Annotated in this window: 11 protein-coding genes; 4 read left to right on the top strand and 7 right to left on the bottom strand. The window is 70.1% G+C overall.

Annotated features, from left to right (window positions below):
• Nucleotides 1-153: 153 nt before the first annotated feature.
• Both rpsI and rplM read right to left on the bottom strand, forming a co-directional pair.
• Nucleotides 154-636, bottom strand: coding sequence for a 30S ribosomal protein S9 (gene rpsI / locus AMYTH_RS0125105; protein ID WP_017986651.1), 483 nt, complete (start codon nt 634-636; stop codon nt 154-156).
• A 14-nt stretch (nt 637-650) separates the two neighbouring features.
• On the bottom strand, nt 651-1,103 hold the full coding sequence (gene rplM / locus AMYTH_RS0125110) for a 50S ribosomal protein L13 (RefSeq protein ID WP_020420002.1): 453 nt from the start codon (nt 1,101-1,103) through the stop codon (nt 651-653).
• Between the two features lie 232 nt (nt 1,104-1,335).
• Between rplM and AMYTH_RS0125115 the strand changes: the two genes are divergently transcribed.
• Entirely contained in the window at nt 1,336-2,193 is an 858-nt protein-coding gene (locus tag AMYTH_RS0125115; protein WP_027932611.1) for a hypothetical protein, read from the top strand.
• 341 nt (nt 2,194-2,534) lie between these two features.
• The gene (locus AMYTH_RS51075) at nt 2,535-2,996 is read left to right on the top strand and encodes a DUF4333 domain-containing protein (protein ID WP_037322672.1); all 462 of its coding nucleotides are present in this window, start codon (nt 2,535-2,537) and stop codon (nt 2,994-2,996) included.
• 51 nt (nt 2,997-3,047) lie between these two features.
• On the opposite strand, the gene AMYTH_RS0125125 is transcribed toward AMYTH_RS51075, so the two are convergent.
• The 4 genes from AMYTH_RS0125125 to AMYTH_RS0125140 all read right to left on the bottom strand — a co-directional run bounded on the left by AMYTH_RS0125125 (nt 3,048) and on the right by AMYTH_RS0125140 (nt 9,867).
• Nucleotides 3,048-3,329: a WXG100 family type VII secretion target gene (locus AMYTH_RS0125125; protein WP_017986647.1), complete on the bottom strand. Its 282-nt coding sequence runs from the start codon at nt 3,327-3,329 to the stop codon at nt 3,048-3,050.
• Nucleotides 3,330-3,394: 65 nt separating this feature from the next.
• Nucleotides 3,395-3,712 carry a WXG100 family type VII secretion target gene (locus AMYTH_RS0125130; RefSeq protein WP_017986646.1) on the bottom strand — a complete coding sequence of 106 codons (318 nt, stop codon included), beginning with the start codon at nt 3,710-3,712 and terminating at the stop codon, nt 3,395-3,397.
• Between the two features lie 153 nt (nt 3,713-3,865).
• Nucleotides 3,866-5,782 carry a type VII secretion-associated protein gene (locus tag AMYTH_RS0125135; RefSeq protein ID WP_027932613.1) on the bottom strand — a complete coding sequence of 639 codons (1,917 nt, stop codon included), beginning with the start codon at nt 5,780-5,782 and terminating at the stop codon, nt 3,866-3,868.
• A 74-nt stretch (nt 5,783-5,856) separates the two neighbouring features.
• Complete coding sequence (locus tag AMYTH_RS0125140) at nt 5,857-9,867, bottom strand: type VII secretion protein EccC (protein ID WP_027932614.1); 4,011 nt, start codon at nt 9,865-9,867, stop codon at nt 5,857-5,859.
• 304 nt (nt 9,868-10,171) lie between these two features.
• Between AMYTH_RS0125140 and eccD the strand changes: the two genes are divergently transcribed.
• Together eccD and mycP are read left to right on the top strand one after the other, a co-directional pair.
• Nucleotides 10,172-11,536: a type VII secretion integral membrane protein EccD gene (gene eccD, locus AMYTH_RS0125145; RefSeq protein ID WP_027932615.1), complete on the top strand. Its 1,365-nt coding sequence runs from the start codon at nt 10,172-10,174 to the stop codon at nt 11,534-11,536.
• A gap of 23 nt (nt 11,537-11,559) precedes the next feature.
• The gene (gene mycP, locus AMYTH_RS0125150; RefSeq protein ID WP_027932616.1) at nt 11,560-13,008 is read left to right on the top strand and encodes a type VII secretion-associated serine protease mycosin; all 1,449 of its coding nucleotides are present in this window, start codon (nt 11,560-11,562) and stop codon (nt 13,006-13,008) included.
• Between the two features lie 341 nt (nt 13,009-13,349).
• Here the strand turns inward: mycP and AMYTH_RS45710 are convergent.
• On the bottom strand, nt 13,350-14,575 hold a 1,226-nt coding region (locus AMYTH_RS45710), incomplete at its 5' end, for an AMP-binding protein (RefSeq protein WP_037322675.1).

Below are 14,575 nucleotides of genomic sequence, written 5' to 3' on the forward strand. Positions count from 1 at the left end.
AACGCTCCCCCGGAACATCGTCGCCAGGGTACGTTCCGCTGGAAGAACGCCGTTTTCGCACGTTACATATCCAGCCTGTGTGTCACCTGGGCAGGAACGACGAAGGCGCCCACCCGGAACCGGATGGGCGCCTTCGCGTCGGACTGGCGCAGGTCAGCGCTTGCTGTACTGCGGAGCCTTGCGGGCCTTCTTGAGGCCGTACTTCTTGCGCTCGGTCGCGCGCGCGTCGCGGGTCAGGAACCCGGCCTTCTTCAGCGCGGGGCGGTCGTCGGCGTCGACCTCGACCAGGGCGCGGGCGATCGCGAGGCGCAGCGCGCCCGCCTGGCCCGAGATGCCGCCACCGGTCAGGTTGCCGAAGATGTCGAACGAGTCCGGCTTCTCGACGGTCACCAGGGGCTCGCGGATGAGCTGCTGGTGCACCTTGTTCGGGAAGTACTCCTCCAGGCTGCGCCCGTTGAGCTTGAACTTGCCGGTGCCGGGGACGAGCCGCACGCGGACGACGGCCTCCTTGCGACGGCCGACGGTCTGGGCGGAGCCACCGGCAGCGCGGGACGGCCGCGGCGCGGCCGGCGTCTCGCTGGTCACGACCGCCTCGGTGGCCTCGGGGGCCTCGGTCTCGGTCTCCGTGCTGGTCACAGACACTTCCTCACTCACTTGGCGACCTGCGCGATCTTGGTGATCTCGAACGGCTGCGGCTGCTGCGCAGCGTGCGGGTGCTGCGGGCCTGCGTAGACCTTCAGCTTCTTCGCCTGGGCGCGGCCGAGCTTGTTCTTCGGCAGCATGCCCTTGACGACCTTCTCCAGCAGCCGGTCGGGCCGGGTGTCGAGCAGCTCGCCGAACGAGCGCTTGCGCAGACCGCCCGGGTAGCCGCTGTGCCGGTACGCGAACTTCTGGTCGCGCTTGTTACCGGTCAGGCGGACCTTCTCGGCGTTGACGATGATGACGAAGTCACCGGTGTCCACGTGTGGTGCATACGTGGGCTTGTGCTTGCCGCGCAGCAGCGTGGCGACCTCGGTCGCGAGCCGGCCGAGCACGACATCCTCGGCATCGATCACATGCCAGGCACGGGTGACATCGCCAGGCTTAGGGCTGTACGTGGGCAAGGGTTTACCTCGTGGTCAACGGTGCGTTTGGGGTCGAGTGCGTACCCAGCGCGAACGCTTGCTGCACGCACAACGACATATAAAGATACCCGCCGGGTTCGGCGACCTTGAAGGCGGGGTGTCCCCGGCTTACATACTAGGGTTGCGCGCAGTCGAGAACACGGTTTTCCGCCTGGAGGGGGCCACCGGCGTGTCCGCGCGAACGAGATCCAGCCTACCGAGGTTCACCGCGGTGCTCGCCACGGTGGCCCTGCTCGCCGGGTGCGGCAGTGCCAAGGCGGGGACCCCCGTGCCCGACGGCGAGGACGCCGCCGCGTACGTGAGCGCGAAGTTCGACGACACGCTCAACAAGCTGTCCGACCAGTTCAGCGCCAACGAGACCAGGAAGACCCGGCTGGACCAGGTGGTTCGCTTCGACGAGCGGCGCCTGAACGCGACGATCAGCGCCGTCCAGCTGGGGCACCCGCCCGCGCGGCTGAGCCGCAACCACTCGAACCTCGACTCGAACGAGTACCTGGACGTCTACCACCCGGCCAACAGCCCGGTCGAGTACATGCTGCTCGGGCCCGTGTACGCGAGCCTCGCGCCGACGCCGTGGGTGCAGATGCCGTACACGTCGGGCCAGTACAACGAGTGCTACTGGGAGGGCGCGCAGACGGTCTGCAAGATGCTCGGCGCCGTGCAGGACTCGGTGGAGGGCGGCCACGGCGCGAAGCGCGCCAACAGCAAGCCCGACGGCAGCGTCGAGCTGATGGCCGAGGTGACCCTGACCGCGTTCATCGACAACGACGTGGTGACCTTCCCCGCCGCGATCAGCGCCGAGCTGACGGCCGAGATGAAGGCTCAGACGCTGCAGACGCGCGTCGTGCTGGACCCGCGGGGCAAGCTGACCGAGATCGAGATGACCGGCAAGATCACCGGCAACGGGCACGAGCTGGAGATCGACTACCACTACCGGCTCGACGGCACGCCGTCCGAGGTCGACCTGCCGAAGATCCCGGACCCGTCGCAGGTCACGGTACTGGCGGACAGCGCAGCGGTGGCTGATTTCTACGCCCGGATGGACGACATCCAGGGGCAGGGCAGGTGAATGGCGTGAACCAGCCGCAACAGCCGGGGTGGCAGCCAGGACAGCAGAATCCCGCCAGCGGACCGGTCCCCCAGTCCTGGGGACAGCAGGGCCCGGCCGGCGGGCCGGTTCCGCCGCAGTGGGGCCAGCAGCCCGCTGACCAAGCGGGCGCTTCCGCACCCTGGGGCCAGCCCAGCCAGCAGAACCCCGCCAGCGGACCGGTCCCCCAACCGTGGAGGCAACAGGCAGCCGACCAGACCGGTGCGGCGAACGGCCCTGCCGCATCTTGGGGCCAGCCCAGCCAGCAGAATCCCGCCAGCGGACCGGTCCCCCAACCCTGGGGCCAGCACCAAACCGGCCAGGTGCCGCCGGGCCAGGGGTGGAACCAGCAGCCCGGCCAGGCGCAGCACCAACCTGCCCCCGGCCCGGGGGCCGGACCTCAGCCGCAGCAGGGCGGGCAGTGGCAGCCGAGCTACGGGGGGTTCGGCGCGTTCGGCGAGCAGAAGCCCAAGCGCTCCAAGAAGCCGTTCCTGATCGGCGCCGCGGTGGTCGTGCTGCTCGGCGGGGGTGGCGTCGGCGCCTGGCTGCTCGGCGCGTTCCAGGGGGACACCCTCGACCAGGCCGCGGTCCAGGACGGCGTCGTCAAGATCCTCCGCGAGGACTTCGGCGAGGGGGACGTCAAGAACGCCCAGTGCCCCGATGACCAGCCGGTCCGCACGGGCACCACGTTCGAATGCACGGTGACCGTTGCGGGACAACCGAAAAAGGTCACCGTCCGCGTGCTCAACGACCAGGCGCAGTACGAAGTCGGAATGCCGCGCTGACCAACGGAAAAAGGGCCCCGGCGCACGCCGGGGCCCTTTTTCGGGAAATACTCAGCCGCCGAACATCTTGGTGATGCCGGTGTCGGTGGACTGGTAGCCGTCCGCGATCTGCGGCAGCGCGGTGGCGATGCGGGCGAGGAGACCCTTCATGTCCTCCAGCGCGCGGTTCCACTCCTCCTGCCGGTCGTGCCACGCCTGCTGCGCGTCACCGGTCCAGCTGTTGGTCAGCGGAGCGAGGTCCGACTTCAGCTGGGTGAAGAGGTTCTCCAGCTCGCCGCCGGTCTTGTTGCAGTCCGTGGCGGCCTGGTGGATGGTGGCGTAATCGACCTTCATCGGGCCCGACATGATTGTCCTTTCTGGTCTGGAAGTCAGGTGTGGTGACGGCGCTCAGGCCGCGATCACAGGCCTTCGAGAGCGGCCTGGAGCGAGCTCAGCTGCTGGTTGACTTCCTGGTCCTGCACCTCGTACTGGACACCGGAGGACTTGAGCATCTCGCCGATGTGCTCGAGCGCGTCGTTCAGCTTCGCCGACTTCTGGGCGAACGCGTCCATGACGTCCTGGAACACCTTGGCCGCCGGACCGGTCCAGCCCGCCTGCGTGGCCTCGATGTTGTTGGCCAGCTGCATCAGGTTCTGGTCCATCGCCAGCTTGGCCTCGGACACCTTCAGGTGCGCGGCCGCGAATTCTGCCGGATCCCCTTCAAAGCCGCCTGCCATGAGGAACTACCCCCTTCGTCGTGGTGTTGTCCGTAACGATCCCAACCGCCTTACGGACCTACGACGATGACCTTGCCATGGCCGGTTCCGCCTTGTCCCGCCGTTCGCGGAAGTAGTTGCGCGTGTGAATGCCGCGCTCACCCGAACGGGTTTTCACGCGCTGATGTTGAGCGTCCGGATCACCTGCGTGCACGCGGCGTTCACCCGCTCACGCGCGTTTTCGTTCGCGTACACGCATCCGACGTTCACCTGGACGTTCCCCTGCGCGAGCGCGTACCAGTCGATCGACGCGTTCTGGCCGGGCAGGACCTGGTGGTAGAAGACCACTTTCCGGCCGGCGTAGGTGGCTTCCGGGTTGAACCCGGAGTACTGCGCCGGCGCCGCTTCGATTTGCGAGCGCAACTCACTGACGAGCCGGCCGGGATCGGCCGACGCGTCGTAGGACAGCGGGTGCTCCTGGACCGACACCGAGTCGAACTGCTGCTGCGCGTCGTCCGGTTTGATCAGCGTCTCCCGCAGGTCCGGCGAGCCACCGGTCTGCGTCCAGTCCTGCGGCGCGGTGAACTGGTAGTGGTACTGCGCGACGACCTTCCCCGGCGGCGGTTCCGGCTCCCCGTCCGCGGTCAGCACCAGCACCAGCCCGGCCACCGCGGCGACGACCAGCACGGCCGCGCCGCCGATGATCCACGGCAGCTTCGGCTTCTTCCGCGCCGGTGGCGCGGGAATCCCGCGCGGCGGCGAACCCGGGCCGGAGCCGTGGTGGGCGGGGCGCGGCGGCCCAGGCGGCGGGCGGCGCACGCCCTGCGGCGCGTGGCGCGGCACGGCCGGACCGCTGAACCCGCCGGGCGGTGTCGGCGGCCGCGGCGAGAACCCCGGGCGGGGCGCGTTCGGGTTGCGCACGACCTCGGTGCGCTGGTCGGCGAGCTGCCGGGCGGGCACGCGCGGCGGCGGCGCCGCGGGCGCCTTCTGGACCGCGAGCAGCGCGCCACGCGCGACCACCGTCTCCGGCTGGTCCAGAGTGGTCGGAACCACGCCGGTGCGCTCGTGGACAAGCCGCGAGATCATCGGGATCCGGCTCGACCCGCCGACCAGGAAGATCGCGCTGAGCTGCTTCGGGCGCAGCTCGGCCTCCTCGATCGCGGCGCAGGTGAGCTCGACCGCGCGGCCCAGCGGCGCGGCGACCAGGCGCTCCAGGTCCTCGCGCGTCACGTGCGCGTCGGCGAACGGCGGCGGCATCGGCACGTCGGTGTAGGCGTGCCGGGACAACGTTTCCTTGGCGCCACGCACGTCCTGGCGCAGCACGCGGCGACGGCGCCGGTCGGTCAGCTCGCGGCCCTCGACGAGCTGGCGCCACGCGTCCGGGTCCGCCGAGGACACCAGGCTGCCGACGTGCTCCAGCAGCAACTGGTCGACGTCGGCGCCGCCGAAGCTCGGGTCGCCCCGGGTGGCCAGGACCTGGAACCCGCCGCGGTGGCCGGGCACCCGGCTCACGACGCTCACGTCCACTGTGCCGCCGCCGAGGTCGAGCACGGCCAGTGTCGCGCCGGGACGGTTGCTGATCTCCACCGTGCGGTCGGAGTTGATCTCCTCGGGCGCGAAGGTGGCGGCGTGGAACACCGCGGCCGCGACCGGTTCGGGCACGAGCGTGACCTCGCGGGCCAGACCGCTCGCGGCCTGGCGCAGCAGCCGGGTGCGGACCGCGCCCCAGTCGGCCGGGTGGGTCAGCACGAGCAGCCCGACCTCGGCGTTGCTGGCGAGGCGGCGCGCCTCGGTGACGGCTCGTTCCAGCACCGCCCGCACGACGTCGGTGACCCGCAGGACGCGGTCGCCGAGCAGCAGCTCGCCCTCGTCGATGCGGCGCTTCGGGTTCGGCTCGTAGCGCGACGGGTCCATCGCGGCCTGCCGGTCGGCCTCCTGCCCGACGAACAGCGTGCCGTCGGCCGCCGCGTACACGGCCGAGGACATGAGCGGCTGCCCGTCCACGACGACCACCTGCGGCGGCCGCCCGTTCAGCGCGGCCACCACGCACGTGCTCGACGTCCCGAAGTCCACTGCGACGCGCAAGGTCACGAGGCGCCCCCGCGAAACGGCACCAGAGCCGCGCCACGGCCCTGGTGCCCCCGCTCCGATGTGGACGGTCCTGATCAGTCCGGCTGGATCCACGACACCTGCATCAACTGCTTGCCGACCTTGCGGCTCACCAGCACACCACGGCCCGGCGGCATCGCGGACGGCTTGACGTTGCCCAGCAGCTGGCCCTCGTCCTTGCTGCCGTTCATCACGATGCCCGGCGCCGCGATCTCCTTCAGCTTGCCGATGATCGGGTCGTAGGCCGCCCGCGACGCGCCACCCGTGCGGCGCACCACGACCATGTGCAGGCCGACGTCCTTGGCCTGGGCCAGGAACTCCGACAACGGCTTGAGCGGGTTGGACGTCTGCGTGGCCACCAGGTCGTAGTCGTCGACCACGATGAACAGCTCCGGGCCCTTCCACCAGGACCGGTTGCGCAGCTGCTCCTGCGTGACGTCCGGCCCGGGCAGCCGCCGGGTCATCGACCCCACGATGTCCTTGACCATGCCGTCGAGCTGGTTGGCCGACACCGCGTAGCCGAGCAGGTGGTTGCCCTCCACGAACCCGAGCATCGTGCGCCGGTAGTCCACCAGCACGATGACCGCTTCCTTCGCCGTGTACCGCTCGGTGATCCCGCGCGTGATCTGCCGCAGCAGGTTCGTCTTGCCGGACTCGCCGTCGGCGAAGGCGATGAAGTGCGGGTCGGCGTCGAAGTCCAGGTAGACCGGCGCCAGCTCGTCCTCGTTGATGCCGATCGGGATGAGCTTGGTGTGCCGCTGCTTGTCCATCGACAGCACGTCCTCGTAGGACACCATCTCCGGCAGCAGCCGCACCTGCGGCGCCGGGCGGCCCGGCCAGGCCGCCTTGATCTTCGCGACCGCGTCCGCGACGCCGGCGCCGATCGTCTCCGGGTCGCTCGACCCGTCGATCCGCGGCAGGCCGATCAGCATGTGCAGCCGGTCGCGGGTCAGGCCGCGGCCGGGACGGCCCTCGGGCACGTTCACCGCGGTCCGGCGGTCGATGTCGGATTCGCTCGGGTCACCGAGCCGCAGCTCGAACCGCGTGCCCAGCATGTCCTTGATGGCCGGGCGGATGTCCGCCCACCGGTTCGCGGAGATGATCACGTGCACGCCGTAGGCCAGGCCGCGCTGGGCCAGCGCGGTGATCTGCGGCTCCAGCTCCTCGAAGTCGTCGCGCAGGGCGCGCCAGCCGTCGACGATCAGGAACGCGTCGCCGAACGGGTCCTGCTCCGGGGTGATCTCGCCGCGCCGCTTGCGGTTGCGGAAGTCGGCCATCGAGTCGATGCCCAGCTGCCCGAACAGGCCTTCCCGCTCGTTGGCGAGCGCGTTCAGCTCGGCCACGATGCGGCGGGCCTTGTCCGGCTCGCGCCGGGCCACCGCGACACCACCGACGTGCGGCAGGTCGGAGAGGCCGGCGAGCGTGCCACCACCGAGGTCGATGCAGTAGAACTGCGCCTCCTCCGGCGTGTTGGCCAGCGACAGCGACATGATCAGCGTGCGCAGCAGGGTCGACTTGCCCGACTGCGGACCGCCGACGATCACACCGTGGCCGGCCGCGCCGGAGAAGTCCGCCCACAGCGGGTCGCGCCGCTGCTCGAACGGCCGGTCGACGATGCCGATCGGCACCTGCAGCTTGCCGTTGCCGAAGAAGCCCACCGGCGACAGACCGCGGTCGTCCGTCGGGTTGAGGTTCGGCAGCAGCGTGTCCAGCGAGTTCGACTCGTCGAGCGGCGGCAGCCACACCTCGTGCGCGGGCGGCCCCTGGCCGATCAGGCGGTCGACGATGACCTCGAGCTCGGTCGGCTCGGTGCCCTCCTCCTGCTGCGGCTGGGGCGCGGCCTCGACGCGCACCGGCTCCGGCTCGGGCTCCGGCGGCAGCTCCACGAAGTCGGGCACGAACAGCTGCGGCCGCTTGTCCGCACGCACGACGTTGGCCACCGGCCCGGCCGCCTGCATCCCGGCGGGCCGGTACGGACCGGACACGTAGGACGCCTTGAACCGGACCATCGTGGACGTGTCGTACTTCAGGTACCCCGAACCCGGGATCGACGGCAGCTCGAACGCGTCCGGCACGCCGATCGCGGCCCGGGACTCCGCGGCGGAGAACGTCTTCAGACCGATCCGGTAGGACAGGAACGTGTCCAGACCACGCAGCTTGCCCTCCTCCAGCCGCTGCGAGGCGAGCAGCATGTGCATCTGCAGCGACCGGCCGACGCGGCCGATCTGGAGGAAGATGTCGATGAAGTCCGGCTTGGCCGTCAGCATCTCGGAGAACTCGTCGATGCAGATGAACAGCGCGGGCAGCGGGTCGAGGTCGGCGCCGTTCTCGCGGGCCTTCTCGTAGTCCCAGACGTTCTTGTAGTTGCCCTTCGCGAGCACTTCCTGTCGCCGCGCGACCTCGCCCGCGATCGCGTCCTTCATGCGGTCGACCAGCGTCAGGTCACCGGCCAGGTTGGTGATCGTCGCGGCGACGTGCGGGGCCTTGTCCAGGCCGAGGAACGTCGCACCACCCTTGAAGTCGACCAGGATCATGTTCAGCGTCGTGCTGGAGTGCGTGGCCAGCAGGCCGAGCACCAGCGTGCGCAGGAACTCCGACTTACCGGAACCGGTCGCCCCGATGCACAGGCCGTGCGGGCCCATGCCCTCCATCGCGGCTTCCTTGATGTCCAGCTCGACGGCCTGCCCGAACTCGCCGATCCCGAACGGCACGCGGTAGCGGTCGCGCACCGGGCGCGGCCGCCAGGCCTGCTGCACGTCGAACGTCATCGGGTCGCCCGGGATGCCGAGCAGCTCGAGCAGCGTCGGGTTGGACAGCAGCGGCTCGTCCTCGCTGGCCTCCTGCGCCGCGCTGCCGACCCGGTACGGCGCGAGCTTGCGGGCCAGCGCCTCGCACTCGACGACGCTGAGGGTGTCCGGCTTGCCGAACCACTCGATGCCGCCGCCGCTGCGCGCGCCGACGCGTTCCTTCTCCACGACCAGGCGCAGGCCGCGGCGCGCGGCGAGGTTGCCCAGCGAGTCGGAGAGGTCGATCAGGGTGACGCCGACCAGGCCCTCCTCGAGGATGATCTGCTCCTCGCGGGTGACCTCGGCGTCGTCCAGCACGATCACGATGTGCGGCTGGTCCGGCGACGGCGTCGCGTTGCGCGAGAACCGCGGGCGGTCGCGCAGCTCCGCGTCCAGCCACTGCTCGATCTGCGCGAGCGAACCGGCCATCATGCGCAGCTGGCCGATGCCGTCGGCCAGCTCGGGGTGCTGGACGTGCGGCAGCCACTTCGCCCACTCCCACTCGGCCTTCGCGCGGCCGGTGGTGGCGAACGCGAGCAGCACGTCGTCACAGCTGTGGAAGGTGACCAGCTGGGCCAGCATCGCCCTGGTCAGACCGCGGGTCAGCTCCTTGTCGCCGCTCAGGCTCACCGCTGCGAACCCGCGCAGGGTGATCTGGGTGGGCAGGTCGGGGACGATCGAGTGGGCGCGCACGAACCGGCGCAGCGCCAGCGTGGCGATCGGCTCCAGCTCGTCGACCGGGCCGGTCTGCGGCGGCACCAGGCGCGTCGCCAGCCGGTGCGAGCTGCGCCCGACGCGCAGGTGCAGGAAGTCCTGATCGTTCTGGCGGCGTTCCCACATGCGGCGGCTCGCGGCCAGCGACCACAGCGCCTGCGGATCCGGGTGCACCCACTCCAGCGACGCGCGCTGCTCGGCCATCGCCTCGCGGGCCCGCTCACGCATCTGCCCGAGGTACCGCAGGTAGTCCTTGCGGTCCTCGTTCATCTCGGCCTTCTTGGCCCCGCCGCTCTTGCCGCCGCCGGCGAACATCCCGCCCATCGACATGAGCATCATCAGCGGGAACATCAGCGTCAGCGGGCTGCGCGCCGCCGATCCGCCGGTGGTGAACATGACGACGACCATGCCCATGGTGGCCACGATCATGACCACGGGCATCATCTTCTGGACGACGTTGCCCGGGATCGTGCGGGGCACCTCGGGCGGCGGTTCGAGGTGGACCTCACCACCCGGTGGGCGCGGCGCAGCAAGCCGTGGTGACCTCTTGAACTGCAGCGTGCTCACCGAAGGGTCCCCTCTTCAAGTCGTCCTGCTCCTCCAGCGCCCACACGGTAGCGAACAACGGCCTCTTCCGAGGCCGAGACCGCCCAACCCGGCACCGATTGCCCGAATCCACCCCCGTGGCGGAGCCAGGTGCAGTAATACTAGGACCGCCCACCGACAGTCCGGAACGATCCGCGGGTGCACGTTGGGCAGGAATTCACGGGCAGCGGCTGCCGCGGACACGGTCGTTCGGTATAAGTAGCCCGCAGCATTCTCTCGGGTAGGGGGCAGGCAAGTGGCAACGGGCACGACGGTATTCAGCAGGGTGACGGTGGTCGCGCCCCGGACCAGGATCGACGTGGCGCTGCCCGCCGACGTCGCGGTCGCCGACCTGATGCCGATGCTGCTCGACATGGCCAGGGAGACCTCGCCGGACGGCGGCGCCCGCCACGGCGGCTGGGCGCTGGCCAAGCTGGGTGACGCGCCGCTCGACCCGAGCCGGACGCTCGCCTCGCTGGGCATCGTCGACGGCGACCTGCTGCAGCTGCGCAAGCGCAACGACAACCCGCCGCCGCCGCTGTACGACGACGTGGTCGACGCGATCGCCGACGCCCAGCCGGACACCTTCCGGCCGTGGACCAAGGAGACCGCGCGGCGCATCGGGCACATCGCGGGCGGCCTGGCGCTGTTCACCGCGGCCGTGGCCCTGTTCTTCGGCGGCCCGCTGTTCGGCGGAAACGGCCTGGCCGCCGCGCTCACCGCGGGTGTCGCCGCGATCGCCTGCCTCGCGGTCGGCGCGACGCTGGCGAAGGCCTACCAGGCCGAGGCGACCGGGGTGGTGATCGCCGCCGCGGGCGGGCTGCCGTTCGCGTTCGTCGCCGGTTTCTACGCCGTGCCCGGACTGACCGTGCGGGCCAACCTGCTGCTGGCCAGCGGGCTCGTGGTGATCCTGGCCGCGGTCGCGATCATGATCATGGGCGCGGGCATCACGACGTTCATCGCCGCCGCCACGGCCGGTGTGATCGGGGTAGTCGCGTTCACCATCGCGACCCTGATCGCGCACCCGGCGGCCGGCATCGCCGCGGGCACCGCGGCCGGCGCGCTGGCGCTGATCTCCCTGCTGCCGCGCGCGACGATCTGGCTGGCCAAGCTGCCGCTGCCGCACGTGCCGGGCACCGCGGAGGAGCTCAAAGAGGACACGACGTTCCCGGACTACGCCGAGATCGAGCGCCGCACGGCCGTCGCCCACAACTACATGACCGGCCTGCTGATCGGGTGCGGCAGCGCGACCGCGATCGCCGCGATCATCACCGCGACCGCGCCCGGCGTGTGGGGCATCCTCACCGCCGCCGTCGCGACGATGGTGCTGCTGCTGCGCGCCCGCTCCTACGCCAACGGCAGCCAGGCCGTCGCGCTGCTGACCACCGGCATCGTGTCCGGCGCCGGCATCCTGATCGGCTGGCTGGGCACGCAGACACCGATGGGCCGCCTGCTGTGGGTGTTCGGCGCGCTGGTGATCATCGGCGCGGGTTCGCTGGTGGTCGGCGTCGTGTTCCCCAACCAGCGGTTCTCGCCGCCGCTGCGCCGCACCGTCGAGATCTTCGAGGCGATCTGCATCGCCACCGTGCTGCCGCTCGCGCTGGCCGTCATGGACCTGTACGCCACGCTGCGGCACATCTCGTTCGGCTGAGCATGATTCGAGGGGGAACTCGCGTGCGGAGACTCGGTGCGCCCGGCCGGACGGCGACCGTCCTGCTGGCGGCGTCGATCGGCGTCCTGGCGACCGGGACGGCCCAGGCGCAGACGGGCGGCACCGGCTCCGACGGGTACTGGGCGGTGCCGCCGCCGTTCGTCGCCAGCTACCTGCCGAGCGACAACGGTGGCCGCAACAGCTTCGACTACCAGCAGAAGAACGCCTGTGTGACGCGCGACCTCGGGCAGAAGGAGGTCGTGCTGCGGGAGAAGCCGTGGGGCCAGCAGTACCTCCAGATCGAGGAGGCCCAGCAGCTCGCCCGCGCCAAGACCGGTTCGGCGGGCGGCGGCATCCGGGTCGCGGTGATCGACACCGGCGTGACCCGGCACCCGTACCTGCCCCGGCTGGAGGGCGGCGGTGACTACGTTTCGGCCGGTGACAACGGCCTGAACGACTGCGACGGTCACGGCACCGAGGTGGCCGGGATCATCGCCGCGCAGACGCCGCAGGACCAGATCGGGTTCACCGGCGTCGCGCCCGATTCGACGATCGTGTCGATCCGGCAGTCCAGTCAGAACTACTCCAAACCGGACTCCGCGGGCGGCACCAGCGGCCAGCAGACCGGTGGACGGCAGCAGAACGACGCGAACGGCGCGGGCACCACGCTGTCGCTGGCGCAGGCGATCGTGCGCGCGGTGAACCTGAACGTCGACGTGATCAACATGTCGGTGGACAACTGCCGGCCGGCGGACGGCTCGATCACCGACGGCGAGCGGGCGATCCAGGCCGCGGTGCGGTACGCCGTGGATCGGAACGTGGTGGTCGTCGCCGCGGCGGGCAACACGTCCGAGACGTGCCCGCAGAACGACCAGGCCGACCCGAACAAGCCCCGGTCGATCGTGACGCCCCCGTGGTTCTCCGACGACGTGCTGTCGGTGGCGGCGATCGACGAAACCGGCGGGGTGGCGCCGTTCAGCGTGCACGGGCCGTGGGTGAGCGTGGCCGCCCCGGGCACGAACATCATCTCGCTGGACCCGTCGAAGGGCTCGTCGCAGCTGGCGAACCAGACGATCGAGAACGACAAGGCGACGCCCATCCAGGGGACGAGCTTCGCGGCGCCGTACGTGGCCGGGGTGGCGGCGCTGGTGGCCGCGCAGTACCCGAACCTGAACGCCAGGCAGATCATGAACCGCATCCGGGTGACCGCGCAGCACCCCGGCGCGCAGGGCGGACGCGACAACTTCACCGGTTTCGGCGTGGTCAACCCGGTGGCGGCGCTGACCGCGATCGTGCCCGCCGAGGAGGGCCTGGCCGCAGAGGCGGGCAGGCAGTTGCCGTCCGGGCTGCCGGACGCGTCGCCGAAGAACTGGACGCCGATGATCGTGGCGCTGGCCGGCACCGGCGGCGGCTTGGTGGTCCTGCTGGTCGTCATGTTCGTGATGAGGACCATCCGCCGCACACGCGCCTGATCTTTGAACAACACCCGAGCTGGGTGGTCATCCCGGTGGCTTTCCGGCGAGGACTCTTTTGATCTTTTCCGCCCTGCGGGCGGTGCGCCTTGCGGCGCGTCGGAAGGTCGCCTTGGGTGCGACCTCCCCCGCCCCCGATGCCTGATTGTGTTTCAGTCGCCGAGCAGGGTTGTCAAGGCGGGAAAGCGTGCCTTGACAACCCTGATCGGCGACTAAAGATCGGCTGTGGATCGGGGGCGGGGGAGGTCTGGTTGGGTTGGTCGGCTTGCTTTCGTTGCCGGGTGGCGGTTTTGGGGTGGGTTTGTCGGGCCGCCTTCGTTGCCGGGTGGCGGTTTCCTTTCCTATTCCAGGTCGAGGATCTTCAGTGCCTTTTCCCGCATCTCGACCTTTCGTACCTTTCCGGTCACGGTCATCGGGAATTCGTCCACGATGTGCACGTACTTCGGGATCTTGTAGTGCGCCAGCTTTCCCGTGCAGAACTCCCGCAGCGACTCCGCCGTCAGTGGCTGGGCTCCCTCGCGCATCCGGATCCACGCCATCAGCTCTTCGCCGTAGCGCTGGTCCGGGACGCCGATCACCTGCGCGTCCAGCACATCCGGGTGCGTGTAGAGGAACTCCTCGATCTCCCGGGGGTAGATGTTCTCGCCGCCGCGGATGACCATGTCCTTGATCCGCCCGGTGATCTGGATGTAGCCCTCGTCGTCCATCACGCCGAGGTCGCCGGTGTGCATCCACCTCGCCTTGTCGATCACCTCGGCCGTCTTGTCCGGCTGGTCCCAGTATCCGAGCATCACCGAGTAGCCCCGGGTGCACAGCTCACCCGGCTCGCCGCGCGGCACCGTCAGCCCGGTCTCCGGGTCGACGATCTTGACCTCCAGGTGCGGCCCGACCCGTCCGACCGTCGACACCCGCCGCTCGATCGAGTCGTCCGACCGGGTCTGCGTCGACACCGGCGAGGTTTCCGTCATGCCGTAACAAATGGACACCTCGGCCATGCCCATCCGCTCGATGACCTGCTTCATCACCTCGACCGGGCAGGGCGAGCCCGCCATGATGCCGGTTCGCAGGCTGCTCAGGTCGTAGTCCTCGAAGCCGGGCTCGGCCAGCTCCGCGATGAACATCGTGGGCACCCCGTACAGGGACGTGCACCGCTCCGCCTCCACCGCCTGCAGGGTGGCCTTCGGCTCGAACGACGGCGCCGGGATCACCATGCACGCGCCGTGCGTGGTGGCCGCGAGGTTGCCCATCACCATTCCGAAGCAGTGGTAGAACGGCACCGGGATGCACACCCGGTCCGCTTCCGTGTAGTGGCACAGCTCGCCGACGAAGAAGCCGTTGTTGAGGATGTTGTGGTGCGACAGGGTCGCGCCCTTCGGGAAGCCCGTCGTGCCCGAGGTGTACTGGATGTTGATCGGGTCGTCGGCGGACAGGCCGACCTCCGGCAACGCCTTGCCCCGCCCGGACTCCATCAACTCCGACCACTCGTCCGAGCCCAGCAGCACCACCTGCTCCAGCGCGGCGCACCGCGGCCGGACCTCTTCGATCATCGCCGCGTAGTCGGACGTCT

Origin of the sequence: Amycolatopsis thermoflava N1165 (assembly GCF_000473265.1) — a bacterium.
GTDB lineage: Bacteria > Actinomycetota > Actinomycetes > Mycobacteriales > Pseudonocardiaceae > Amycolatopsis_E > Amycolatopsis_E thermoflava.